This window comes from Flavobacterium sp. 245, assembly GCF_004362055.1.
Classification (GTDB): Bacteria; Bacteroidota; Bacteroidia; order Flavobacteriales; family Flavobacteriaceae; genus Flavobacterium.
Genome location: NZ_SNXB01000005.1, coordinates 108,236 through 134,012, shown reverse-complemented (window position 1 = coordinate 134,012; position 25,777 = coordinate 108,236). Strand labels below are relative to the sequence as shown.

General features: G+C 34.4%; 16 protein-coding genes. 6 read left to right on the top strand and 10 right to left on the bottom strand.

Features of this window, described 5'->3' with window-relative positions; genetic code table 11:
* Nucleotides 1-9 precede the first annotated feature (9 nt).
* From EV145_RS11440 to EV145_RS11420, 5 genes are all read right to left on the bottom strand, one after another.
* Nucleotides 10-2,541, bottom strand: coding sequence for a heavy metal translocating P-type ATPase (locus tag EV145_RS11440; protein WP_133525355.1), 2,532 nt, complete (start codon nucleotides 2,539-2,541; stop codon nucleotides 10-12).
* A gap of 334 nt (nucleotides 2,542-2,875) precedes the next feature.
* Nucleotides 2,876-3,436, bottom strand: a complete 561-nt coding sequence (locus tag EV145_RS11435) for a helix-turn-helix domain-containing protein (protein ID WP_133525354.1) — start codon at nucleotides 3,434-3,436, stop codon at nucleotides 2,876-2,878.
* A 2-nt stretch (nucleotides 3,437-3,438) separates the two neighbouring features.
* Nucleotides 3,439-3,969: a DUF3347 domain-containing protein gene (locus tag EV145_RS11430; protein ID WP_133525353.1), complete on the bottom strand. Its 531-nt coding sequence runs from the start codon at nucleotides 3,967-3,969 to the stop codon at nucleotides 3,439-3,441.
* A 150-nt stretch (nucleotides 3,970-4,119) separates the two neighbouring features.
* Nucleotides 4,120-4,506: a hypothetical protein gene (locus tag EV145_RS11425; RefSeq protein ID WP_243739251.1), complete on the bottom strand. Its 387-nt coding sequence runs from the start codon at nucleotides 4,504-4,506 to the stop codon at nucleotides 4,120-4,122.
* A gap of 69 nt (nucleotides 4,507-4,575) precedes the next feature.
* The gene (locus tag EV145_RS11420) at nucleotides 4,576-5,409 is read right to left on the bottom strand and encodes an AraC family transcriptional regulator (RefSeq protein WP_133525352.1); all 834 of its coding nucleotides are present in this window, start codon (nucleotides 5,407-5,409) and stop codon (nucleotides 4,576-4,578) included.
* A gap of 103 nt (nucleotides 5,410-5,512) precedes the next feature.
* Here EV145_RS11420 and EV145_RS11415 point away from each other — a divergent pair, with 103 nt between their 5' ends.
* The 4 genes from EV145_RS11415 to EV145_RS11400 all read left to right on the top strand — a co-directional run bounded on the left by EV145_RS11415 (nucleotide 5,513) and on the right by EV145_RS11400 (nucleotide 13,869).
* Complete coding sequence (locus EV145_RS11415; RefSeq protein WP_133525351.1) at nucleotides 5,513-6,679, top strand: MFS transporter; 1,167 nt, start codon at nucleotides 5,513-5,515, stop codon at nucleotides 6,677-6,679.
* Between the two features lie 560 nt (nucleotides 6,680-7,239).
* Nucleotides 7,240-10,470, top strand: a complete 3,231-nt coding sequence (locus EV145_RS11410; protein ID WP_133525350.1) for a SusC/RagA family TonB-linked outer membrane protein — start codon at nucleotides 7,240-7,242, stop codon at nucleotides 10,468-10,470.
* Nucleotides 10,471-10,490: 20 nt separating this feature from the next.
* Nucleotides 10,491-12,281, top strand: a complete 1,791-nt coding sequence (locus tag EV145_RS11405) for a RagB/SusD family nutrient uptake outer membrane protein (protein WP_133525349.1) — start codon at nucleotides 10,491-10,493, stop codon at nucleotides 12,279-12,281.
* A 22-nt stretch (nucleotides 12,282-12,303) separates the two neighbouring features.
* Nucleotides 12,304-13,869 carry a DUF5123 domain-containing protein gene (locus EV145_RS11400; RefSeq protein ID WP_243739250.1) on the top strand — a complete coding sequence of 522 codons (1,566 nt, stop codon included), beginning with the start codon at nucleotides 12,304-12,306 and terminating at the stop codon, nucleotides 13,867-13,869.
* A gap of 84 nt (nucleotides 13,870-13,953) precedes the next feature.
* Here the strand turns inward: EV145_RS11400 and EV145_RS11395 are convergent, their stop codons facing one another.
* The 5 genes from EV145_RS11395 to EV145_RS11375 all read right to left on the bottom strand — a co-directional run bounded on the left by EV145_RS11395 (nucleotide 13,954) and on the right by EV145_RS11375 (nucleotide 17,923).
* Nucleotides 13,954-14,526 (bottom strand): pentapeptide repeat-containing protein, encoded by a 573-nt coding sequence (locus EV145_RS11395; RefSeq protein WP_133525348.1) that lies wholly within the window; start codon nucleotides 14,524-14,526, stop codon nucleotides 13,954-13,956.
* A 28-nt stretch (nucleotides 14,527-14,554) separates the two neighbouring features.
* Nucleotides 14,555-14,755 carry a hypothetical protein gene (locus EV145_RS11390; protein ID WP_133525347.1) on the bottom strand — a complete coding sequence of 67 codons (201 nt, stop codon included), beginning with the start codon at nucleotides 14,753-14,755 and terminating at the stop codon, nucleotides 14,555-14,557.
* 71 nt (nucleotides 14,756-14,826) lie between these two features.
* Nucleotides 14,827-15,747: a helix-turn-helix domain-containing protein gene (locus tag EV145_RS11385; RefSeq protein WP_133525346.1), complete on the bottom strand. Its 921-nt coding sequence runs from the start codon at nucleotides 15,745-15,747 to the stop codon at nucleotides 14,827-14,829.
* A 2-nt stretch (nucleotides 15,748-15,749) separates the two neighbouring features.
* Nucleotides 15,750-16,313 (bottom strand): DUF6642 family protein, encoded by a 564-nt coding sequence (locus EV145_RS11380; protein WP_133525345.1) that lies wholly within the window; start codon nucleotides 16,311-16,313, stop codon nucleotides 15,750-15,752.
* A gap of 143 nt (nucleotides 16,314-16,456) precedes the next feature.
* On the bottom strand, nucleotides 16,457-17,923 hold the full coding sequence (locus tag EV145_RS11375) for a glycoside hydrolase family 130 protein (protein WP_133525344.1): 1,467 nt from the start codon (nucleotides 17,921-17,923) through the stop codon (nucleotides 16,457-16,459).
* Nucleotides 17,924-18,278: 355 nt separating this feature from the next.
* Here EV145_RS11375 and EV145_RS11370 point away from each other — a divergent pair, with 355 nt between their 5' ends.
* Both EV145_RS11370 and EV145_RS11365 read left to right on the top strand, forming a co-directional pair.
* Nucleotides 18,279-22,412: a two-component regulator propeller domain-containing protein gene (locus tag EV145_RS11370; RefSeq protein ID WP_133525343.1), complete on the top strand. Its 4,134-nt coding sequence runs from the start codon at nucleotides 18,279-18,281 to the stop codon at nucleotides 22,410-22,412.
* A gap of 322 nt (nucleotides 22,413-22,734) precedes the next feature.
* Nucleotides 22,735-25,761: a SusC/RagA family TonB-linked outer membrane protein gene (locus EV145_RS11365; RefSeq protein WP_133525342.1), complete on the top strand. Its 3,027-nt coding sequence runs from the start codon at nucleotides 22,735-22,737 to the stop codon at nucleotides 25,759-25,761.
* Nucleotides 25,762-25,777: the final 16 nt, after the last annotated feature.

Here is a 25,777-nt window from a genome sequence, read left to right as displayed (position 1 = left end):
ATTGATTTTTTAAAGGTTGAGGTTTCGCAATCGTAAAGCATTTACAATTACCGAAACTGAACTTAAGCTCATAGCCAGTGCAGCTAACATCGGCGAAAGCAAAATTCCAAATACTGGATATAAAATTCCCGCCGCAATTGGAACGCCCAAAACATTGTATATAAAAGCAAAAAACAGATTTTGCTTAATGTTTTTCATAACCGAAAAACTTAGTTTTTTAGCCGTTACAATTCCGTTTAAATCTCCTTTTACAAGCGTTATTTTAGCACTTTCAATGGCAACATCTGTTCCGGTTCCCATTGCAATTCCAATATTAGCTTTGGCTAAAGCCGGAGCATCATTGATTCCGTCGCCGGCCATCGCTACCACTTTTCCTTCGGCTTGCAAACGTTCAATTTCTCTAAGTTTATCTTCTGGAAGACAATCGGCTTTAAAAGAACTTAAATGAAGCTGATCTGCCACAGCTTTAGCCGTATTTTTATTGTCTCCTGTAAGCATGATGACTTCAACACCCTGATCGATTAAATCTTTGATTGCTTTGGCGCTGTTTGTTTTAATGGCATCGGTAATAGTTACATAACCCGAAATAGTATTATTTACGGCAATGTATGAAACTGTTTTTCCCAGATTTTGTTCGGCTGTAATTTTGCTTTCAAAATCATTAGAAACCGAAGCATTAATCTGTTCCATTAGTTTCTTGTTTCCTAATGCAATTTTTGAATTATTAATTGTTCCTAAAACTCCTTTTCCGGCAACGGCTTCAAAATCTGGAACTTCAAGTAAAGATTGGTTTTTGTCTTTCGCAAAATTGACAATGGCTTGTGCCAAAGGATGTTCACTGTGCTGATTTAGCGAAGCAATGTTTTGCAATAGAAAATCTTCATTATTGTCAATGGCGAAGATTTTCTCAACAGTTGGTTTTCCTTCTGTAATCGTTCCGGTTTTATCGGTGATTAAAACATCGATTTTATTCATGTTTTCTAGTGCTTCGGCATTTTTTATTAAAATTCCGTGTTGCGCGCCTTTTCCAACACCAACCATAACCGACATTGGAGTTGCCAATCCCAAAGCACAAGGACAGGCAATAATTAAAACGGCAATTGCATTAATTAATCCGTAGATATAGGAAGGTTCAGGACCGAATTTTGCCCATATAATAAATGTCAAAATAGAAATGGCAACAACGGTTGGAACAAAATATTTGGCAACACGGTCGGCCAGTTTTTGAATTGGCGCTCTCGAACGGCTCGCATCATTTACCATTTGAATAATCTGCGAAAGCAACGTTTCTGAACCTACTTTTTCGGCAATCATAACAAAGGATTTGGTTCCGTTTATAGTTCCCGAAATTACCGTATCGCCCGCTTTTTTATCTACCGGAATCGGTTCTCCGGTAATCATCGCTTCATCAATACTGCTTTCGCCAGAAGTTATTTTTCCGTCAACTGGAATTTTTTCTCCCGGTTTTACTCGTAATAAATCACCTTTTTTAATATCATGAATGGAGATTGTTCTGTCAGTTCCGTTTTCTACTAAAGTAGCTTCGGTTGGGGCTAATTTTAGTAATGCTTTAATCGCACCATTAGTTTGTCCGTGCGCTTTGGCTTCTAATAATTGCCCTAATAAAACTAAAGTTATAATAACTGTTGCGGCTTCAAAATAAAGATGAATGGTTCCGTGATGTGATTTGAATTCTGATGGAAAAAGATCTGGAAAGAACATTCCGGCTACGCTGAATATAAACGCCACGCTAGTTCCAATTCCAATTAAAGTGAACATATTTAAATTCCAAGTAATAATCGATTTCCATGCGCGGACAAAAAACATCCAGCCGGCGTAAAACAAAACCGGAATTGAAAATAGAAACTGAACCCAGTTCCATTTTTCAATTGACGTAATAGTATAAAGCGGATTATTCGGAATCATTTCTGACATTGAAATAATGAAAATAGGAAGTGTGAACAACGTTGCAATCTTCATTTTTTTTAATAAGTCAGTATAGGTTTTGTTTTCTTCAGAATCAGATGTTTGCATCGGAATCAAATCCATACCGCATATTGGACAGTCGCCCGGTTCATTCGAAATAACTTCTGGATGCATTGGGCAGGTAAACTGTGTTCCAATTGCAATTTGCGGTACCAAATCCATTCCGCAAACCGGACAGTCTCCTGGTTTGTTGTAGGTTTTATCACCTTCGCAATGCATTGGGCAGTAAAAAACTCCGGTTGCATTATGCGGAATTACCGTTTTTTCTTTTTTATGTGAATGTGCAGTATGATCTTCTTTTTTATGACCTGAACAACATGACTTTACTTCAGAGTTGTCTTTTTTAGGAGAATCCATTTCGATAGTATATTTCCCAACAGCCGATAAAACTTCCTGAAATTTTTCTGTTGGAACATGTTTTTCCATTGTTATCGTTGCCAATGGCGGATCCAACGTTACTTCGACGTGAATTCCTTCCACGTCATTTAACGTTTTTTCAACTTTGGTTCGGCAACCATTACATGACATTCCTGAAATTATATATTGATGAGTCATTGTTTTATTTTTAAAGTATTACAATGCAAATTTCCGAAGTAAGATCTATAACGGTTTGTATAATTTTGAGAATGATTTGTAATATTTACTAAAAGCTTTTTTTAACTGCAAAGAGCGCAAGGTTTTTGTAGTTTAAAATAATCTCGCAAAGTCGCAGAGTCGCGAAGTTTTATATTTATTAAGATAATTAAAAAAAAATAGTCTCCCGCAGATTTTGCAGATCAGGCAGATTTAAATTTAAATAATTTACGATTAAATCATCTGCTTGATCTGCAAAATCGGCGAGAGACCAAAAACTTTGCGCTTTTGCGACTTTGCGAGAAATTGACTCTTTTTACAAATTCTCGATTTGAATGCGGTTTTTGTCTTTCAATTGTTTGAATGAAGTAGGAGTGAAACCCGTAATTTTCTTAAACTGATTACTCAAATGTGCTACATTGCTGTAATTCAAAATATCAGCAATTTCGCTTAGTGAAAGCTCATTGTAAATTAAAAGTTCTTTTACCTTTTCTATTTTCTGGCTGATAAAGTATTTTTCGATGGTTGTATTTTCAATCTCAGAAAAAAGATTGCTCAGCGAATTGTAATCCTGATTGAGGTTTTCTGCTAAATAATCAGACAAGTTAACTTTGAGTTCGCTATTTTTATGATGAACCAAATCGACAATAAGGTTTTTTATTTTCTCGATGGTTTTGGTTTTTTTATCATCCAATAAGTCAAAACCTAAAGCTTGCAGATTTTTAAGCAAAACTTCTTTTTGAGAATCAGTGATTTCATTTTGCAGTTCGACTTCGCCTAATTCAACAGAAATAGTTTGAAGTCCGAGTTTTTCAAACTCAGACTCCACAACCATTTTGCATCGAGCACACACCATGTTTTTGATGTAGAGCTTCATGTTTATTTGATGGTTTCTACCACGTTTCCGCATGTCAACATCGAAGAACCATAATACGGATTCTTAACTGCTTTTTCTTTGCTTAACCAGTCTGCATCAGCCATTGGGCAATATTGTTTGTAAACCGGCTGGTCTGGACTTGAGACTTTTATAAGATCGTAAGTGCTTTTAGAAAGCGATTTGAAAGTTTCGCGCTGTTTTTTAAGATCAGTAGTTGCCGAAATGCTTTTAGCATCAGCAGAAAGTTTTTTTACTACTTTCATCCAAACAGTATGTTCGTTGCTTTTCAGCTTGTCCATTTTTACGGCAGTAATTGCAGTAAGTAAATCTTTGGCTTTCGCCGAAGTCAATTTTGCATCGCTTTTGATCAGTGCATCTTTTACAGTAAAGTAAGCATCATAAACAGCTTGTAATTGAGTTGATTCGGCAATTTCGTTTGTTGTTTTTTCAGTTTTTACTGAATTTGCCTGAATCGTATTTGCAGTAAATAATAATGTGATTACTGCCGCTATAGTTGCTATTGTGTTTTTCATTTTATATAGTTTTAAAGAGGAATTCAAATTCCTAATATTTAAGTTTAGAATTTTTTGTTTCATGTTGCAAAAAAAACTTTGCGGACTTTGCGTAAATCATCGCGTTCTTCGCGGTTAAATTCGACGCAATTATGGCTGTCACAAATTGAATTATTTTATTTTTGGAATTAACCAAATAGAGGTAAAACCATCAGAAAGAGTACTGTTTTTGTAATATCCAATAGGTTCTTTAAAAGTCAAATTAAAAGTGTTGTTTCTGAATTCAATTTCGTTTTGACTCAAGAGACTAAGCTGTAATCCAGAAGTTGTACAGCCAGAATGATCACATTTGCCACTGCAACCGTGTTGGTCTTTTTTTGAATGAGAATCTTTTTTGCAACAGTCTTTTAAGCAAGAAGCAGCATCATTTTTTGATGAAGAAGTTTTCTTTTCGCAGGAAATTTTTTCCGAAGATTTTCCACAGGCATAACTCGCCGTTGACATCAAAGAGAAGCCAAAAGTTAAAAGAAGTAATAATATGTGTACTTTTTTTGTCAACGAAATTTGTTTTGCAGTACAAATTTAGATAAAAATTTTAAGCCCTAAGATCTTTTAAGATTTCAATAACTAAAGCTTTTTGAAATCTGTCGGTTTCATGTTTTTTCTTTTTTTGAAATAATTCGATAAATGACTTTCATCGGTAAAACCAAATTCATAAGCAATTTGCTTAATTGGCAATTGATTGTTCTGAAAGCGCTTTTCGATTAAAGTAGTCCTCAAATTATTTATATAGTCACGATAGCTTATAGAAAACGTTCTTTTAAAGTAGGCACTGAAATAAGTTGGAGCAATATTAAAATGTTCCGCAATCACTTTAATCTGAACTAGTTTTGGCTGATAAACATTTTGATGAATGTAGTTTGCAATTTGTTCATTATCAATATGCGTTGATTTCATTTGCAGATTCATGCCACGGATAGTCTCTTTAATTAATCCAAAAATCGAAAGAATCTGATAAAAAACAATCGGCGAGGTGGTCACATCAATATATTGATCATACGTTATAATATTTTCAACTGTGTTTCTCAGAATCGTTTTGCAGGGTTCATCAAATTTCAAAACGGTTTCTTTTAGGATTTTGTCACGCATAAAAGTTTCGGGCGTATTTACTAAGAATTCGTCGCAAGTAAGATTTTGTTTTGAATTGAAATAATTGTCAGTGAATTTGATATAAACGAAACGAGTATTTTTTTTGATGTCGAAATAATGCTCATCTTCAGGTGAAATCACAAACAAATCTCCGGTTTTGTATGGAAGGAGATTTTTGTTGAGATGATGAATACCGCTTCCTTTTTTTATATAGATAATTTCATAATACGTATGCGTGTGCGGTGGAAGATGAAATTTCTCATCTTCAAATTCATGAATGACTAAAGTTTCAAACTGATTTAACTTAGGCATAACTTAATTTTACAAGTTTATATCACAAATGTACAATTTATTTTGAGGTTAACGGTGTTAAATTTGCATCATAGAAAATACATTCCTTTCTAGTAAAATCAAAATGAAAAAAAGTCTTATAGCCTTGTCTTTAGGAGGCTTAACTATTGGGATAACTGAATTTGTTATGATGGGTCTTTTACCTGATATTGCTTCAGATATGAAGGTTTCGATTCCTGTTGCAGGATATTTAATTTCATCATATGCGTTGGGTGTTGTTATTGGCGCGCCTTTATTAGTAATCTTAGGGAGAAATTTTCCGCCAAAAAAAATGCTTTTAATTCTGGCTTTAATGTTAACGGTTTTTAATGCGCTTTCGATAATTGCACCAGATTATAATTTCTTGTTTGCTTCACGATTTCTTTCGGGATTACCGCACGGAGCCTTTTTTGGTGTAGGAGCTGTAGTTGCCAGCCGTTTGGCAGATAAAGGAAAAGAAGCTCAGGCGATCTCGATTATGTTTGCAGGTTTAACATTGGCTAATTTAATTGGTGTACCAATTGGCACTTATATAGGACACCATTTTATTTGGCGTTATACCTTTATATTAATTGCTTTTGTAGGTTTGCTTACCTTTTTGTTTATTTCTTTATGGATGCCAAAATTGGAAAAAACCGGAAATGTAAATATGAAAACACAGCTACTGTTTTTTAAGAAAACGGAAGCTTGGTTGATTATAGGAATCACTGCGATTGGTTTTGGAGGTTTGTTTGCCTGGATTAGCTACATTGCTCCTTTATTAATAAATGTTTCTAAGTTTTCGCCCGAAGATGTCTCCTATATTTTAATCCTTGCTGGTCTGGGAATGGTAGTTGGGAATTTTGCAGGTGGTAAATTGGCCGACAAATATTCGCCGGCACCAACTGTTTTAGCGTTATTATTTATAATGGTGATTGATTTGCTTTTGGTTTATTCTTTCTCATTTAATCAATATGTTTCCTTGTTTTTGACATTTTTAACTGGTGCCATTTCTTTTTCAGTAATTGCACCAATTCAAATGCTGATGATCAAAACAGCTAAAGATGCTGAGATGATTGCATCTGCAGCGCTTCAAGGAAGTTTTAATATTGGGAACGCATTGGGCGCATTTTTAGGCGGACTCCCTTTGGCGGCGGGTTATGGGTTTGCTTCTCCTAATCTTATTGGCGTTGGGATGGCGGTAACCGGAATGATTATTACTGTGGCTTTAATGCAAAAACATAAATCAAATTTGCAGCTTCAAAAAGCGTAAGTTTTTAAATAACTCTTTTCTTAAACCCTTAAAGTTAATTACTTAAGGGTTTTTTTATGCTTTTTCTTAAGCTCTTTGTTCAGTCTATTTGCTTTTATTGTAGGAATTGATTGGTTTTTTTTCTGATGCCTCTGTCAGTATATCGTTTTTGTGGGATGGTTTTGCTGTCTTGCGAAAACGATATTATTTTTTCATGTAATCGATTGTTTTTTTGATAAAAACGAAAGAAATTAATATTTGTCAATAATATAATTACTATTTATTCATAATATAAATTACATATGTGGTATAAAAAAGTGCTTTTATTTTTGATATGTAATTTTTTTTAGCAAATTTTTATGAAAATTAATTTTTTATATAAAAAAAATATCTATGTTTGTGTAATCGATTACATGATTTGATTTTTTTTGATTTCACATCATTTTTTTTAAACGAAATCGATTGAAAAACCTTGCTAATGCTGCGTTTTTTAAAAATTTTAAAACCACTTGAACATAGAATTTATAATTTCAAAACCACATAAATTACCATTAACCAATTAATAACTTAAACAATAAACCATGAACTTTAAAGAATTATTAAACAAAGGAGCAAACTATTGCTTCACTCTTGTTTTCTTATTGTGCTTGCTTATGAGTAGTCAGGTAAATGCACAGACTACAACTATAGAGGGAACCGTTAAGGATGCTGCCGGACTTACTTTGCCGGGAGTTAATGTACTTGAAAAAGGCACAAAAAACGGTGTTTCTACTGATTTTGACGGACGTTATAAAATCAAATTGTTGAATCCTAAGGGTATTTTGACTTTTTCTTTTATTGGATTCGGTACTAAAGAAATTGCTGCTGCAGGAAAAACTAAAGTTGATGTAGTTTTAAGTGAAGATTCAAATAACTTAAATGAAGTTGTTGTAATTGGATATGGTACTTCAAAAAAATCTGATTTAACAGGTGCTGTTGCAACATTCTCTGGAAATGAGGTACGTAAAATTCCTGTTCCTAACGTAGCTGAGGCTTTGACAGGACGTATAGCAGGGGTTCAGGTAACTAGTTCTGAAGGGTCTCCAGACTCAAACGTTCAGATTAGAATTCGTGGAAACGGTTCTTTAAGCCAGGATGCATCTCCATTATATATAGTAGATGGATTTCCGGTAAACAATATCAACGATATTTCTTCTTCGGATATCGAGACGATGACAGTTTTAAAAGATGCGTCATCTACTGCAATTTATGGTTCTAGAGGAGCTTACGGAGTTATTATTGTTACTACTAAAAAAGGTAAAGATGGTAAAATAGCAGTAAACTTCAATATGTTTTACGGAATGAAAAAGATGGCTAATACCATCGATGTTACTGCTCCTGAAGATTATGTGAAATGGCAATATGAATATGCTTTGCTTGATCAAACAGATAAAACTATTTTAAGTAATCCAAACTCTTATACAAAATATTTTGGCAACTGGCAGGATTACGATATGTATAAAGGCATGAAAGGGAATAACTGGCAAAAACAAGTTTTTGGACGTACGGGCGAAGTACAAAGCCGTGATTTGTCTATTCGTGGTGGTTCGGATAAGATAAATTACAACTTTAACTATGCTCATTATGACGAAAAAGCGATTATGCTGGGATCTGATTTTAAAAGAAATAACTTATCGCTTGCTTTAAACAGCAAAGCTTCTGATAAAATTGATTTAAGTTTTACAGTTCGTTACTCAGATACAGAAATTAATGGTGCAGGTATGAACGAACAAAATGAAGTTTCGTCTGCAGATTCTCGTTTGAAAAATATTGTTGGATATGCTCCAATTCCAGTTCCTGGTTTAACTACTGATGATACAGATGAAGCAGTATCGGATAATTTAACACATCCTTTTGTTGCTATCACTGATAATAATCGTCAGCAGTTTAGAAAAAACTTCAATACACTTGGAAGCTTTTCTTGGAAATTGACTTCAGATTTAGTGTTTAAAACAGAATTAGGTTTAGATAATTATAATTATCAAGATTATCGTTTCTACGGACGTACAACTTATTATGTGAAAAACAGTCCAGCAGCAGAAAGACAAGGTATGCCGGCGATGACATTAGGAGACAGAAAAGATACTCGTTTTAGAAATGCAAACACTCTTAATTATGATTTGAAAAAAATCGTTGGTGAAAACCATAATTTGAAATTTCTTTTAGGAGAGGAGTCTATTGAGTATAAAAGAAATGATTTGACTAATACAATTCAGGGGTATCCATTATCTTTTGATTTGGATCAGGCAAAAAAATTAACTACACAAGGAACGCCAGTTTCAGTTGATAATTTCTATTTTCCAGATGACAAATTGCTTTCTTTCTTTGGTCGTGTGAATTACGATTATAAAGACCGTTATCTTTTTACAGCAACATATCGTGCAGATGGTTCTAGTAAATTTTTAGGTGACAATAAATGGGGATTTTTCCCAGCAGCAGCAGCGGCTTGGAAAATTTCGGGTGAGGAATTTTTGAAAGATGCTTCTTGGATCAATTTGCTTAAATTGAGAGTAAGTTATGGTGAGGCTGGAAACAATAATATTCCAACTGGACAAATGGTTCAGAGCTTCATTTCTTCTACATCGACATGGATTAATGGTGTTGATAATTTCTGGGCAGCTTCTAAAACAATGGCTAACCCTGATTTGAAATGGGAAACTACTGTAACGCAAAATATAGGTTTAGATTTTGATTTATTCAAAAATAAAGTAACAGGATCTGTTGAGTTTTATAAAAACAAAACAAAAGATTTGTTAATGAACTTTCCAATTTCTGGAGGTGGTTATGATTTTCAATACCGAAATATGGGTGAAATTCAAAACAGCGGGGTTGAGGCAACTTTAAATCTTAATCTTATTGAAAGAGCTGATTATGGCGTAAGTGTATCTTTCAACTCATCATTTAATACCAATCGAATTAATTCAATTGGAGTAATGGATAATTTTAAACAGGCTTCAGGATGGGCTTCTACAGCAATTGGAGCTGATTATTTAGTAAATGTTGGACAGCCAATAGGTATCATGTACGGATATAAAAGTGATGGACGTTATGAAGTATCTGACTTTAATTACGCTGCCGGAGCTTATACCTTAAAAACTGGAGTTCCAGATGGTACTACAATAGTAGGTAAAATGCAACCAGGAGCTATGAAGTTAAAAGATATTAATAATGATGGTAAAGTAGATACTAACGATCTTACTGTTATTGGAAACGCTAATCCAAAAAGTACTGGAGGTATGGTGTTGAATGCAAATGCTTATGGATTTGATCTTTCGGCTGCTTTTAACTGGAGTATTGGTAATGATGTTTACAATGCAAATAAAATCGAATTTGGAACTGCAGTTCCAAATGGACAATATAGAAATTTAAATGCTGAAATGGCTGATGGGACAAGATGGACAAATCTTAATACTACAACAGGACAATTAGTAACAGATCCTACAGAATTAGCAGCTTTAAATGCAAATACCACAATGTGGTCTCCTTATATGCCACGTTATGTTTTTAGTGACTGGGCTGTTGAAGATGGGTCGTTTTTAAGACTTAATACTTTGAGCTTAGGTTATACTACACCAAACGCTTTAACTTCTGCTTTAGGAGTTTCTAAGCTGCGATTTTATTTAACTGCGAGTAATGTTTTTGTATGGACTAATTATTCAGGTCCAGATCCAGAATCTTCTACTAGAAGAAGCACACCTTATACTCCAGGGGTTGATTATTCAGCTTATCCGCGAAGCAGACAGTTGATATTTGGTCTTAACCTTAATTTTTAATTCAGTAATACTTTCACAAGATGAAACATAAAATATTAATAGCAGGAATATTTGTAGCAAGCCTTTTTGCTTCTTGCTCAGATGATTATTTAGACGCTCCGGCACAGTCAACATTAGATGAATCAGTTATTTTTTCTAGTCCAGGATTGGCCGAAGGTGCAATCGATGGAATTAAAATTCCGTTTGCAGAAACTAACTCATACAGAGGCCGTTTTCTTCCTTTTTACGGATTAAATACGGACACAGAATGGTATAATTCTTCTCAAACTGTTAGTGATGCATCAGATTTATGTACGTATGATGCAAAACCAAATAACTCGCAAATGAATACAACTAACAATGCTTGGGCAATGATGTATTCAGGGATTGAGCGTGCCAATATCTGTATTCGTGGTTTGCGCAAGTATGGAGATCCGAAACCAGACTCACAATTGGGTTATTTATTAGGTGAAGCTTTGACATTGAGAGCTATTTATTATGCAGATTTGATTAAAACGTGGGGTGATGTTCCTGCTCGATTTGAACCAGTTAACAATGCAACACTTTATATTGGAAAAACAAGCCGTGATGAAATTTATAAGCAGCTTTTGGCTGATTTAGCTGAAGCAGCAACATTAGTTCCTTGGCCTGGCGAAACTCCTGCGACAAGCAATGTAGAAAGAATCAATAAAGCTTTTGTGAAAGGATTCCGCGCACGTTTAGCAATGGCAGCCAGCGGTTATCAGCAATATCCTGACGGTATCAGAAGAAGTACTGATCCTGCATTATCAGTTGCTAATATGTACGCTTTGGCTTTAGGTGAATGTCGTTCTGTTATTGCAAGCGGATCAGCACATTTAGAGTCTTCATTTGAAACATTCTGGAAAAAATACAATGAAGAGTATATCGTAGCAGGAGGAGAATCATTATGGGAACTTCCTTTTTCAGATGGTAGAGGACGTATGTTGTTTACTTTTGCTGTTCGCCATACTACAAACGATCAGTTTCATGCAAATGGAGCAAATCGTGGTGGAACTGCAGGGCCGCTTCCAACTGTTTTTTATGACTACGATGAAAAAGATACAAGGAGAGATGTAACTTGTGTTCCTTACAAATATGGTACGGCTGTAAATAATGTTGCAAAACAAGAATTAGGTGCATTGAATACTTGGTATTTTGGTAAATACCGCTACGAATGGATGAAGCGTTTTGTTACTTCAACAAATGATGACGGTGTAAATAAAATTTACATGCGTTATGCTGAAGTTCTTTTAATTGCTGCAGAGGCTGCTAATGAAATTGAAGGACCTGCAGCTGCTGCACCTTATTTAAAAGAAGTTAGAAGAAGAGCATTTGCGGCTGCTGACCAGCCAGTAAAAGTTGAAAATTATGTGAATGGTTTCACAACAAAAGACGCAATGTTTAAAGCGCTTGTTAATGAAAACAAATATGAGTTTACAGGTGAAATGGAGCGTAAGCAAAATCTTATTCGTTGGAACTTGCTTAAAGCAAAATTAGATGAGGCTAAAGTGAATATGAAAAGTTTAGCAGATCGTACAGGTGATTACGCAAATGTTCCAACTACTTTATACTACAAATTTAAAGCTGATAATGTGAGTTTGGATATCTATGGTTTGAACCGTGGAGAAACAACAAATCCAGGTACAGGTTACACTTCTTTTGTATGGACATGGACGGGTGCCGCTGCTGATACTAAGATAAATACTTTGTACAAACCAGGCGTAAATCCTGATAACAGACAATTCTGGCCTATTTGGCAAGTATTTATCGACGGAAGCAATGGAAAAATAGCTAATGATTACGGTTATTAATATCTCACTGAAAAATATAATTATGAAAACAAAATATATAGTAAAAGGGCTCTTTGCTTCATTAGTGATGATGCTGGCTTTTTCAAGCTGCGAAACTTTTAATGATGCTGTAGTCGAGACTTTGGATGTAAACAGAGCGTTTTCTCCAATTGGACTTACTGCAACAGTTAGAAATGAGACTGCTGTTGAATTAAACTGGACTGTAAAACCTGATGCGGATCATTATGTTGTGGAGTTTAGCGCAGATGATCCTGATTTTAAAGTTATTTATAAAACAATTAATGTTGCACCTACAGAATTGCCTGTAAAAGTGCAGTTAGAAGGTGAAACAGTTTACGCAATCAGAGTTAAAGCTATTAGTTCAACTGGTCTGGACGCTTCTAAATGGTCTGTGACTTCAGCAACAACATTGTCTGAGCAATTATTCTATCCTGTGGTACCAGCAGACATTGAAGCAAAACAAGTAACTTTAAGATGGCCTGCAAACACGAATGCAACACAAATTACATTGCAGCCAGGTGGTATTACTCATACGATTACACCAGCTGAAAAAACAGCAGGAGTTGCTGTTATAACAGGTCTTACAGCTGAAACTGCTTATACTGCTAATTTATGGAACGGTACCAAGAAAAGAGGTACGGTAACTTTTACAACAGGAATCGATATTGGAAATGGGATTTTAGTTAAAGCAGAAGATAATAATTTACTTCAAAAAATCACTGATGCCCCAACTGGTTCTGTTTTGGTATTAATGCCTGGTGATTATACCGCTCAAACTGCATTAGTAGCCTTAAATAAAACAATAACGATTAGAGGTCTGAGAACAGACAACAAACCTAAGCTAAAACTTAATTTTACGCTTGCTAACAATCCTGCAAACGCAAGCGAAGTGGTAAATTTCTCTTTGATTGATGTGGATTTAAGCGGAAGCGGTTTAACGGGTGCGGCAATAGCAATAAGTACTGAAGCTGTGACACAATTAGGAGATGTTTTAATAAGCAACTCTTATGTACATGATTTTCCATCTCAATTAATGTATGGAAATGCTAAAGCAAAATTAAAATCATTCACTGTTGACGGTAGTACTGTTAAAAATGTAAATACTGCTGGATCTGCTGATTTTGTTGATTTCAGAACTACTTTTGTTGCAAATGTTTCCTTGACAAAAAGCACATTCGATACTTGTTCATCTCGTGACTTTATACGTATGGATGTTTCTAGTTTCTCTGGAACAGGCTTAACAAGTAATGTGTTAATTGACCAATGTACAATATACACTCCTACATTGCCATTAGCAAGTAGAATCTTGTATCTACGTTCTCTTGCAAATGCTTCAATAGTGCGTAATACATTGTTTGCGGTTGGATCTGCAGTTTATACAAACTCAAGTGCAACTGCTCCACCGACATTTTTAAATAATAATAATTTCAATTCGCCTAACTTAGCGTTGGTAGGAAGCAATAATAGACCTGATGCTTCTGCAACTACTTTAGATCCTCAATTTACAAATGCTGCGGGAGGAAACTTTACAGTTGGCAACCAAGCAATAAAAGATAAGAAAATTGGAGATCCAAAATGGATTAAATAAATATTTTTATAGTTAGTTTTTAGAGGGATACAGTTTTTTCTGTATCCCTTTTTTATTTATAATTCAGAAATTGAAAATTGTAGTTTACTCAATTTCTAAATCAAATTTTTCCAAAAGCCCGGCAAGTGCGGTTTGCGAAACTTTTGTTTTTTTGATTTTGTTTTCAGATGGATCAAAAGCATAATTTCTCGAAGTTCGAAAGTCTGTTTTTTCCAAATTGCATACTGCGAAAGTAGCATTTGACAAGTCACAGTTTTTAAAAATAGCCAAAGACAAATCAGTATTAGAAAAATCCACTTCTTTTATCGAACAGTCTGTAAAATAGGTTTTCTTTAGTTTTTTATAAATGAAAGTCGAATAATCTAGAAGACAATCCTCAAAACTCATAGAAAATAAAAAGCTGTTGCTGGCACTAAAATCAAGTCCCATTAATTTACAACCAACAAATTTGATGTTTTTTAAGCCAGTGTTTTTTAATACAGCCAACGAAAGATTACAATTTTTAAATGAAGAATCTAGAAAATCATTATAGCTTAAATCGCTTTTTGAAAAGTTGCAGTTGATAAATTGGCAGTTTACAAATTCAGTATTCGATAAACTTTGATCAGAATAATCTATTGTGTCGAAAGTTCGGTTTTGGTATAATTTTGTTTCCATTTAATTTAGGTTGGGGAAGATTTTAGTTTTATTCTAATTCGACACAATCAAAAATAGTATTGTCAGCAAGCAACGCAACAATGTCAAGTTCGCTGTCTACTCGCAAAATATTATCGCAGTCTTCAAGATCAAAATTCCATAAAGTTTCTGGCAATAATTCGTGAAGCAGCACCGTAGCCGATTCTAATTTTGACGGACTGTCAACAGAAGTTTTAAATACATAGATCATAAATTGCAGTTTTTGAACGGGCAAATTTCTGAAAAAAGTATTTCTGTTTGCTAGGATTCTATAATCAATAATTAGGACTTATCAATCATTTTTCGGTATTGAATAGGAGAAATTCCTTCATGTTTTTTGAAAAAGCGACTGAAATAGGATTGATCTTCATGCCCAACCTGAATGGCGATTTCGCTTATAGAAAGTGTAGTTTGAAAAAGTAAATATTTGGCTTCCAGTAAAATGTTCTCATCAATCCATTTTACTGCAGATTTCCCGGTTGTAGTCTTTACACATTTGTTTAAATGATTGGGAGAAACATTGAGCAGTGAAGCATAATGATTGACCTGATGACGTGTTTTAATATGAAGATGAATCAATTCTTTGAACTTGCTGGTTATAATTTCTGCAGCCGAAATACCTTTAGAAGCTGTAACCGAATTTTTATTCATTTCATAAAATAAAGCGATCAGATAGGTTTGCACAATGTTTAAATTTGCAAGATGTGTATCTGTATATTCTTTTTCTAGACGTTTTAAAATTGCGGAAATTAAAGGAGCATCTTCGGCACATAAACGTACTTTTGGGTTTCCTGAAATTTTTAAAAAATCAAAATCATTTAAAAGTTCACGGCTGCCATATTTTCCGATTAATATATCAGGATGAAATTGGCAAATGTAACCGTTGTAGGTATTGTAAATGTTTTCAATAGAAAAAACCTGTCCAGCAGGAACTACTATAATTTCGTTTGGAACCGTTTCATATTCTTCAAATCCAACATTCATTTTATGCGATCCGGATTCTACAAAAATTAAAGTATGACATAAGTGTTTAGAAGGCGGAACGGGAAATTGCAAATGCATCATTTCTTCGGTTTTTAAACAAAAAAAATGATCCGAATTTGATTTAAAAAGCAAATGCATCGGATTATCTTCTCCAAGAAATTTTTCCCGAAATCCTTTTGCTTCGTAAGTTTTTATTTTTTCGCCCAACATTGATTTCATCTTTAATAATATAATCTGAAATCAAGTAATTTGCAAAGCGCATAATGTTTTTGGTACAATTCTTCGACTACTTCTGTCAAATCATCGTTTTCCTGATACAAAGTAAAAAATGCTTTGTCGATCGTGCTGTAACTGGCAATTTTATTATAAGAAGATCCGTAACCCGAAATAGCTCGCGCTCCCGTAATGTCTAGAAAATATTGTGCTTCATCTTCGTTGAGGTCTAAGCGTTTTTTATTGGCAAAATGAATAATTTTTCCTTTCATTTTTCCTTCAAAAAGTTCGGCTATTTCTTCAAGGCTGTAATAATAATCATGGAGGCAAATGTTGTTTTCTTGTCCAGGCATTACCAGATAAATGATTTCATAATCCTTAAAATTATGGTCATCAAACAACAATGTATTTAGACTTTCCTCTAAACCTTCAATGGTGTCACAGGTTTTATGAATACTTGCAATGCCTTGATCAATAGCAATTTCTTCAAGATTTTTAACCACATCGGTAATAGTGACTTCATCTACGTCCTGAACGCCTTCTAGGCAGAATATAAATTTTTCATTATCCATACTAATGTCTTTTCCTTTCTTTGCTATATAGAAATGTGGTTTTAGACAAAAGTATTTTTTTATGCGGAAAAACTGTTATGTGATAGCGATTTTAACGTGTTTTTTAGATTTGATTAAAGTTTAAATACATAAAGCAGTATTATTTAACTGCAATTTTTTAAAGCACCTAACAACTCTACCAAACTTACTACTGCATAAGTTGATGAATAGTCGGAAACGGCATAAGGTAAAATGAGGCTGTTGTTATGTATAATTGAACCACATGAATATACAACATTTGGTACATAGCCTTCGCGCTCATCTTCTAGTGGCGCAAGCAGCGGTTCTTTAAGTCTTCCTATTTCTTTTGAAGGATCATCAAGGTCAAATAATGATGCACCAATGCAATAACGTCGCATAGTGCCAACACCATGTGTAATTACAAGCCAGCCTTCTTCTGTCCAAAGCGGGGAACCGCAGTTTCCTATTTGTGTAAACTCCCAAGTATAGCGAGGTTTTTGTAAAAGAATAGGATTGTTCCATTGTGTAGCTCTCTCGGAGAACATGATGTAATTATTAACACCATCAATTCTGGCCAACATGGCATATTTGCCTTTTATCTTTTTTGGGAATAATGCCAGATTTTTATTTTGAGCACCTTCTCCATGCAATGGCAAAACTCTGAACGAATAAAAATCATCTGTTGAGATTAATTTTGGCAATATAGCATGGCCATTATAAGCAGTATAAGTTGCCATAACTCGAACGGAATTGTCATCATCTGTAAATCGAACAAAGCGTGCATCTTCAATACCACGGCTTTCCGATTCAGAAATTGGAAAAATTACGCGCTCTGTAATATCTGAATCATGACTGAATTGTACATCATAAAAAGAATTTGCCAGCCAGATTATTTCTTCGAGAGCAGTTCTTCGTTCTTGACGCAACGAAGGATCGTTTAAAGCGGTATTTACCATATTTTTTAAAACAACAAATTCAAATGCATCTGGCAAATCCTGCATCATTTGGTCGATGTATTTGTCGTTGGTATGCATTTCAGACAATTTCTTTAGAAAACGTTCTTTGTTTAATAGTGTTTTGTGCTCGATTTCGGCTTTATCAATTTGATTTCCAATTTTCATTATCTGCAAGTTATTGTCTTTGTCTAAAATTCCTCTTCTAAAGACAATCGAAGAAATATGGCCCTCGCCAGTTGCTCTAAATGAAATGACAACACGTTTTTCACCTACTTCAAGACCAGATTGATCAAAATCTTCTATAATTGAGGGATTAAAAATGGCTGCCGATTCAATTGCATATTCCATTGTACAATACGAGCCTATGAGCATTTTTCGGTTAAGCGACATATTTTCATAGTCAATTTCCAAAGCTTCAATTAATGGTCTGACTTTTTCACAATGTTTAAAAAAGATAGCCGAAATATTTCGGTGTCTTCTGGCAAATTCACGAAGTGTTTGTTCTAAAGTTTCATAAACCTGTTTTTCATCGAGTGTCATTATCCGCATAACCATTTGCTGGGTTCGTTCGTCGCCATTCATGAAATATCGGGCAACAACTCTTCTGGAATCTGGGGTAAATTTTATATTTTTTCGGATTACGGATACTCGCATAGTTTTACTTTTTTTTAATTACAATAATGAGCGCCATTAGTAAAATTATTTAGGGCATATTGTACAATTTGCTTTAGAAAGTATTGAATACAACTGTTTAAACAAGAAAAATATTGTGTCATATTCTTTAGCATAAACAAGTTAGTGATTTTGTGATTGAAAAAAAACTTTATTTTTAAAAATTTAGGTTTTTGATGCCGCGAATTGTTAAATAGTTCTATAAGTACAAATACACCCCTTAAAAAGAAAAAATAAAAGCCTCTTTTTTTTATGTTTGATTTACTTTGCGTTAATTCTATTGGTATTTTTTATAGGTTTATCAAAATTAAATTATTCAGGCTTTTTAAATTGGTTTATGCGGAACATTAAATTTTTTGTTTTAAGTTTTATCTTATTTTTTTCAATTCCTTTCAATTCTGGAGCTCAAGTTCCTGATTTGTATTTTGATCATATCAATTACGATGTGAGTTTTTCACAGAGTATGATTTCGAGTATTCATCAAACAAAAAAGGGTTTTATCTGGATAGGAACGGCCAATGGTTTGATTAGTTATGATGGTTATGATTTCTTGAGGTATGTGTACAATAAAGATATTCTTAACAGTATCAGCAATAATCATATTAATGTGATTTTAGAAGATAAAGAAAGGCAAATCTGGATTGGAACTAATAACGGCCTCAATCTTTTTAATAAAAACGAAAGAAGCTTTTTAAGAGTTGATGTTCAAAAAGTAAAAGGCGGCCGAAATTATATATCGTCAATTATTCAAGATGATCAAAACAGAATATGGGTTGGTACTTTTGGAGGGATCAAACGCCTCAACCGTCATAAGTATTTATTAGAAGAAATCTCAAACGATCTTAATTCACCTTTTAGAAAAAGCAGGGTTTTATCTTTGTTTTTTGATCGGAATTATGGTGTTTTGGCGGGAACTTCTAAAGGTTTGGAATGTTTTGATCCAAAGAATGGTTCGAAAAAAGCGTTACCAAAAGCTTTGGCCGGTAATGAATTTTTAATCAAATCGAAAGTCTGGAAAATCATTAAAGAAAAAAATGGCGATTTGTGGTTTGCTACTGAGGCAAATGGTGTATTTCATTTTGATGTTGACAAAAATTCGGTAACTAATTTTTTGCTTAACACAAATAACAAAAAGAGTTTATCTTCTAATTGGGTTAATGATATAGTGTCGGTTGATTCTAATACAATTTGGTTTGCTACAAAAAATGGATTGTGTGTTTACAAGAAAGATAAAAATGAGTTCACAAAATATGGACATAATCCTCTGGAAAGTTACAGCCTTTCAGATGATGATGTAAAATGTTTTCTTATAGATCGCCACAAAGATATTTGGATTGGAACTAATGGAGGAGGTGTCAATTTTTTCCAGAAAACCAATATCAATTTTACCAATATAAGAGAAGTTATAAAGCCAAATTTTGGATTAAATACGGCTTTTGTAAATGCCATAGCACGAGAAAATGATGGCTCAGTATGGGTTGGAACCAACGGCGGTGGTTTGAATTATCTTGATTTTAAAAACAATAAACATGCTTTTTATCAGATAGAAGGTTACGATTCTGATAAGAGTGTCAACATGATTACTGCTCTGGTCAATCAGAATGAACAAAATTTGTTTTGTGGGACATTTAACGGCTTATTCAAATTCAATAAAATCAGCAAAAGGTTTCAATTTATATCGCTTTCGCGAAAGGATTCCAAAGAGAGAGAACGTCCAATTACTTCTTTATTGATGGATAACGAGGATCTATGGGTTGGTACAAACGGCAACGGATTGAAAAAAGTAATGCCTGACGGAACGGTAGAGATTTATATGTCAGACGGAAGTTCTCACTCACTTACCGATAATTTTATTACTGATTTGGTCAACAGAAAAGACGGACTTTGGATTGCCACACAGTACGGCCTAAATTATTTCGATAAAAAGCTAAAACAAGTAACGAGAGTTTTTAAAACTGGCGGAAAAAGCGGTTTGTCAAACAATAGTCTTACTGTAATGTTTACCGATTCAAAAAATAGATTTTGGATTGGTGCTGAAAGCGGCGGCGTGAATTTGTTTGATGAAAAGAACGGGCGTTTCTACGAAATTAACCGCTCAATGGGTTTTACAGATGAAACTATCAAAAGCATTTCAGAAGATTCAGAAGGAAATATCTGGATCAGCGATAATAATCTGCTTTATAAAATTAAAACCAAAAAGATAAGTCCGACTTTCAGAATTTCTGATTTTGAGATTACTTCCTATTCTTCAAAAGATGGTTTAAAGGTAAAACAGTTTTCAAACAACTGCAGTTTAAAGCTCAATGCCAAAGAATTGATTTTTGGATGTTCGAATGGTTTGGTGCTTTTTAATCCTTCGAAATTAACTAAAACAGAAGATAAAGCTCCTATTGTTCTAACAAAACTCATTGTGAATAATGAAGAAATCAGACCAGGAAATAAAGAAGTTGCACTTGAAAAACGTATTTCTGAAACCTCCGAAATCACTCTAAAACACGATCAGGGATATATTGGGATTGAATTTAGTGCAATGAATTTTATTTCGCCTGAAAAAAGTGAATATGCCTATAAATTGGAAAGTTCGTTTAACAAAGACGAATGGCATATTATAGGCTCACAGAATTATATCAATTTGACGAATTTGAATTCGGGAACTTATCTCCTGAAGATAAAAACTTCAAATGGAGGCGGAGAATGGAACCCAACCATTAAAACTTTAAAAATTATCATGTTGCCGCCGTGGTGGAAAACGTGGTGGGCGTATATCATTTATCTTGGTTTATTAGCTGGAACCGTAGTTTTATTGTTCCGTTTTTTAAGAAACCGAGAATTACTAAAACAAGCTTATTATCTGGAGCAAGTTGAAAAGGAAAGACAGGAAGAATTGTATAAAATGAAATTGGATTTCTTTACCAATGTTTCGCACGAAATTAGAACGCCTTTGACGCTGATAAGCGGACCGGTAGAAGAACTTTTGGCTGGTGCCGAAAAGAATTCGAACTTAGAACATAAACTAAAAGTTATTAAAAACAATTCGGATCGATTGTTAAAATTGGTGAACGAATTAATGGATTTTAGAAAAGCCGAAAAAGGAAGCATGAAAATTTATTGTGAACAGCAGGATATTGTTTCTTTCTGTTTTGATATTTATGAATCGTTCCGAGGATTTGCGGTCGAGAAAAAAATCGATTACAAATTTGTACTCAACATTAATACCGCCCCGATTTATTTTGATAAAAATCAGATGGAGAAAGTGATTTACAATCTGCTTTCAAACGCTTTTAAATTTACCGGTAAAAATGGCCGGATTACCTTGGCTGTTGAACAAAAAGAAGATTCTGATTCCATTGAAATTAAAGTAAAAGACAACGGAATCGGTATTCCTGAAAACAGAAAAAAGAAAATTTTCAAGAACTTTTTCCAACTCGACGAAAGAGGAAGCGCCAATTTAGGAAGTGGTATTGGTCTGGCATTAAGCAAAAGTATTGTCGAACTGCATCACGGAGAAATAAGAGTACAGACAGAAGCCGATGCCAATTTCAATACTATTTTTACCATCACTTTAAAGAAAGGAAAAGATCATTTTAAAAAGTCTCAGATTGTAGAAAGTTTGGTTAAAATTGAAGAAAATGCCAACCCGATTTCGGATGTTAAAACCGAAATTGATCTTTATGAACCAGAATATTTGGATGATGCTGAAAATACTTTTAAAAAGACCGTTTTAGTAATTGAAGACAATGAAGAAGTGCTCTCTTTTGTGTACGATATTTTATACACTGATTATAAAGTATTGAAATTTACAAATGGCATTCAGGCATTAGAATATATGGAAATAGAAATCCCCGATTTAATCGTAACCGATGTTATGATGCCCGAAATGGATGGTTTTGAATTGTGCCGAATTTTGAAAACGAGTCAAAATACGAACCATATTCCAGTTATTTTATTAACAGCAAAGTCGTCAACTTTAAATAGAATCGAAGGACTTTCGACTGGTGCTGATGCCTATATATCGAAACCTTTCAGTATTGAAGAATTAAAACTGACGATTGCCAATTTACTATCTGCAAAAGAAATCATGCGCCAGAAATATGGCGACGGATTTATTGCAGATGCTGAAGAAGAAAATATAAATACACCAGAAGGACAATTCGTAAAAAAACTAACTCAGATCATCGAAGCTAATCTAGACAATACCGATTTTGATGTAAATGATTTGGTGAATGAAATAGGAATGAGCCGAACTGTTCTTTATAAAAAAGTTCAAACGCTAACCAATCATTCTGTTGCAGGTTTTATAAAAAATATGCGATTGAAGAAAGCAGCGAGTCTTTTAACGAATACAAGTTATTCTGTTTCTGAGGTAAGCTATATGGTTGGTTTTAATGATCGAAAACATTTTAGTAAAGAATTTAAGAAGTTTTATAATTTATCTCCGAGTGAATATAAAGGGGCGCAAGTGAAAAATTAACCTCATATTGAACCGCAAAGATCGCAAAGGTTTACGCAAAGTCCGCAAAGTTTTAATGCTCAACTTTGCGGACTTTGCGCTTTTATTCCTTGCGTGCATTGCGGTTAAATACCAGAACTAAAAAAAATAAACAGCTCACAATTTTTTAAGGATTATATTACGAATCCCGTTTTTTAAGGCTTTAGAAAGGGCGAAATTCGTAAATAAACACATTCACGCCCCTAAATGCGAATGTTTTCCTCCCCTCAAACCGTCATTTAATAGTCACATTTGCAACATAAATCATGACTGATTTCTATCTAACTAACCAAAAAAATAATTTATGAAACAAAACAAACATGTAAAGATGTTTTGCCGTGAAGGAAAATATCTAAAACTAGTTTTATTACTGTTTATGTGTATTTTTTCGACCACAATTAATGCACAAGAAAGTTCGATTTCTGGAAAAGTAGTCGATAACGCCGGATTACCTCTGCCAGGTGTAAACGTTCACGTAAAAGGAAGTACAAAAGGAACCCAAACCGATTTCGATGGTAATTTTACAATTAATGCTGTCCCAAAAAGTATTCTTATATTTTCTTTTATCGGAATGGATGAGGTTTCGGTTGAAACTGAAAACAAGAAAAACCTAAAAGTGGTTTTAAAACCAAGTTCGCAAGCCTTAGATGAAATCATAGTTGTAGGTTACGGCACCAAAAAGAAAAGTGACGTAATCAGCTCTGTGGCTTCGGTAAAACCGGGCGACATGATCAAAGTAGCAACTTCAGATGTGGGAGAAATGCTTCGTGGAAAAGCAGCCGGTGTTCAGGTAAGTTTAAATGATGGCGGACCAGGAAGTTCTTCTTCAATTCAAATTAGAGGAAAAAAATCGATTAATGGAAGCAACGAGCCAATCGTTATTGCCGATGGAATCGTAATCGGAAACATTAATGACATTAATGCCAACGATATCGCCTCTTTAGAAATCTTAAAAGATGCCGCTGCACAATCTATCTATGGAGCAAGAGCTTCAAATGGTGTAATCTTAATTACAACCAAAAGAGGAAAAACAGGAAAAGCAAAAATCGCTTATAATGGTTTTTCTGGAGTTCAAACTATCAATAGAAATTTTGATGTTTACAGCGGAGAAGAATTTGCGCAGCTAAAAAGAGAAGCATACAGGACTAGTAACGGAGGAGTTTACAGGCCAGACAATCAGGTTTTCACACCGCTGGAGCTGGAATCTGTTCAATCTGGAAAATACATTGATTGGGAAAAACTAGTTTTAAGAACGGGTGTAACCAACAACCATAGTGTGAGTATTTCTTCGGGAACGGATAAAACAAGCATATTTTCGAGTATCAACTACATCAACACTTCTGGAGTAGTTCCGAATTCAGATTACGAAAAAGTAGCGATGCGCGTAAATGTAGATCAGAGAGTTACAGACTGGCTGAAAGTAGGAATGAATGTTTCGCTTCAGTATTCAGAATCAAATCGTCCAAATGTTGGGAACATTTTAAATAATGCTATTAACACATCTCCGTTGGGTCAGGTTTATAACGAAGATGGTTCTTTCCGTTACCTGCCGGGAGGAATTCAGGAAACACCAAATCCGCTTATTGATGTTTACGAAACCACTACAAATGAGTTGAATCGTAACGATATCATGAATATATTTCTGGATATAAACTTAGCAAAAGGGTTTACGTATAAATTAAATGCTAGCCGCAGATCGTGGAATTATAAAGCAATGTCCTTCAATACTTCAAAGTCACTTTCAGGAATTGCTAATTCTGGGCAAGGAAGCGGTTATATTCGATATCAGGATAATGTAGAATATCAGTTGAGTAATATTTTACATTATAACTTAAATTTAGCCGAAAAAAATCATTTTAACGTAACTGGAGTTTATGAGATTACTTCGTCAGAATATAACGACTTCAGAAACTCGGCAAGTAGAATTCCGAGCGATATTCTTGGGATTTATGGTTTAGAAAGTGCTTTCTTAAATACGCCCGAAATAGGAGGTAATGAAAGATCGTTAATTTCTTTTGCTGGAAAATTAGAATATGATTTTGACAACAAATATTACTTCACAGTTTCAGGAAGAGCCGACGGATCTTCAGTATTTGGAGCCAATAATAAATGGGGATTCTTCCCAGCTGTCAATGCAGCGTGGAATGTTTCAAACGAAGAATTCATGAAAGAGCATGTTCCAGTTTTAAGCAACCTAAAATTGCGCGCAAGTTATGGTAAAGTGGGTAATCAGCCTCAAAATCCATATCAAAGTATGGCGACCGCTGTACAGAGAGACTACATTATCAATGGTGTAAAAGTTTCGGGTTATGTGCCGGGTTCACAATTATCCAATCCAGACTTGCGATGGGAAACCTCAACGCAGTTAAACCTTGCAGTCGATTTCGGTTTATTCAAAAACAGATTAACAGGAACTGTTGAGGTGTATAATACTGATACTTCAGATTTATTGATTTATGAAACGCTTAATGCAAATACAGGTTACACTACCAAACTTTCTAATATTGGAAAAGTAAACAATAAAGGTTTGGAAGTGACTTTGAATGGCGATGTGATTAAAACAAAAGATTTCAGATTGAATCTGGGAGCCACTTTCACTAAAAACAAAAATAGCATTGTAAGCATTTATGGAAAAGATGCAGATGGTGACGGAAAAGAAGATGACGCGGTTGGAAACTTATGGTTTATTGGAAAGCCGATTGATGTTTATTACCGATACAAAGCGGTTGGAATTTATCAAGAAGGTGAAAATATTCCGCTAGTGACTGGAACAACTTTATATCCGGGAGACATTAAATTATATGACGCCGATCCATCAAATGGGGCCAATCCAAATCCGGATCAGGATAGAGTGATTACTTCTAAATTGCCAGATTGGTTCGGAACTTTCTCTGTCGCTTTAGAGTACAAACAATTTGATTTTTCTGCCGATATCTATACCGTTCAAGGGGTTACCAGAGATAATTTGTTTCTATACGATTATGTTCGCGGAGGCTCTCTAAGAGGTGTGAAAAACGGTATCAAACAAGATTATTGGACACCAGAAAATCCGGGAGGAAACTGGCCAAGACCAAGAGATGGAAATGATCCGCCATATATCAATACTTTGGGATTACAAGATGCTTCATACATTCGTTTACAAAACGTTTCTGTCGGATTTAAATTCCCTGAAAGCACTCTTAAATCATTAGGATTAAGTAATATGAGACTTTATGTAACGGGAAGTAATTTGGTTACGATAACAGATTACCAATCGTACAGTCCAGAAAAAGAGATAAGCGATTATCCAGAACCTGTTACTTGTGTTATAGGATTACAAGTAGGTTTCTAATCATAAGGTTTAAGAC

Excerpts from the sequence above, each read along its gene's own strand:
- EV145_RS11415 (WP_133525351.1), top strand. The coding sequence starts at position 5,513 with ATGAAAAAAAGTCTTATAGCCTTGTCTTTAGGAGGCTTAACTATTGGG.
- EV145_RS11410 (WP_133525350.1), top strand. The coding sequence starts at position 7,240 with ATGAACTTTAAAGAATTATTAAACAAAGGAGCAAACTATTGCTTCACT.
- EV145_RS11420 (WP_133525352.1), bottom strand. The coding sequence starts at position 5,409 with ATGCCTAAGTTAAATCAGTTTGAAACTTTAGTCATTCATGAATTTGAA.
- EV145_RS11400 (WP_243739250.1), top strand. The coding sequence starts at position 12,304 with ATGAAAACAAAATATATAGTAAAAGGGCTCTTTGCTTCATTAGTGATG.
- EV145_RS11370 (WP_133525343.1), top strand. The coding sequence starts at position 18,279 with ATGCGGAACATTAAATTTTTTGTTTTAAGTTTTATCTTATTTTTTTCA.
- EV145_RS11395 (WP_133525348.1), bottom strand. The coding sequence starts at position 14,526 with ATGGAAACAAAATTATACCAAAACCGAACTTTCGACACAATAGATTAT.
- EV145_RS11430 (WP_133525353.1), bottom strand. The coding sequence starts at position 3,969 with ATGAAAAACACAATAGCAACTATAGCGGCAGTAATCACATTATTATTT.
- EV145_RS11435 (WP_133525354.1), bottom strand. The coding sequence starts at position 3,436 with ATGAAGCTCTACATCAAAAACATGGTGTGTGCTCGATGCAAAATGGTT.
- EV145_RS11365 (WP_133525342.1), top strand. The coding sequence starts at position 22,735 with ATGAAACAAAACAAACATGTAAAGATGTTTTGCCGTGAAGGAAAATAT.
- EV145_RS11440 (WP_133525355.1), bottom strand. The coding sequence starts at position 2,541 with ATGACTCATCAATATATAATTTCAGGAATGTCATGTAATGGTTGCCGA.
- EV145_RS11375 (WP_133525344.1), bottom strand. The coding sequence starts at position 17,923 with ATGCGAGTATCCGTAATCCGAAAAAATATAAAATTTACCCCAGATTCC.
- EV145_RS11380 (WP_133525345.1), bottom strand. The coding sequence starts at position 16,313 with ATGGATAATGAAAAATTTATATTCTGCCTAGAAGGCGTTCAGGACGTA.
- EV145_RS11390 (WP_133525347.1), bottom strand. The coding sequence starts at position 14,755 with ATGATCTATGTATTTAAAACTTCTGTTGACAGTCCGTCAAAATTAGAA.
- EV145_RS11385 (WP_133525346.1), bottom strand. The coding sequence starts at position 15,747 with ATGAAATCAATGTTGGGCGAAAAAATAAAAACTTACGAAGCAAAAGGA.
- EV145_RS11405 (WP_133525349.1), top strand. The coding sequence starts at position 10,491 with ATGAAACATAAAATATTAATAGCAGGAATATTTGTAGCAAGCCTTTTT.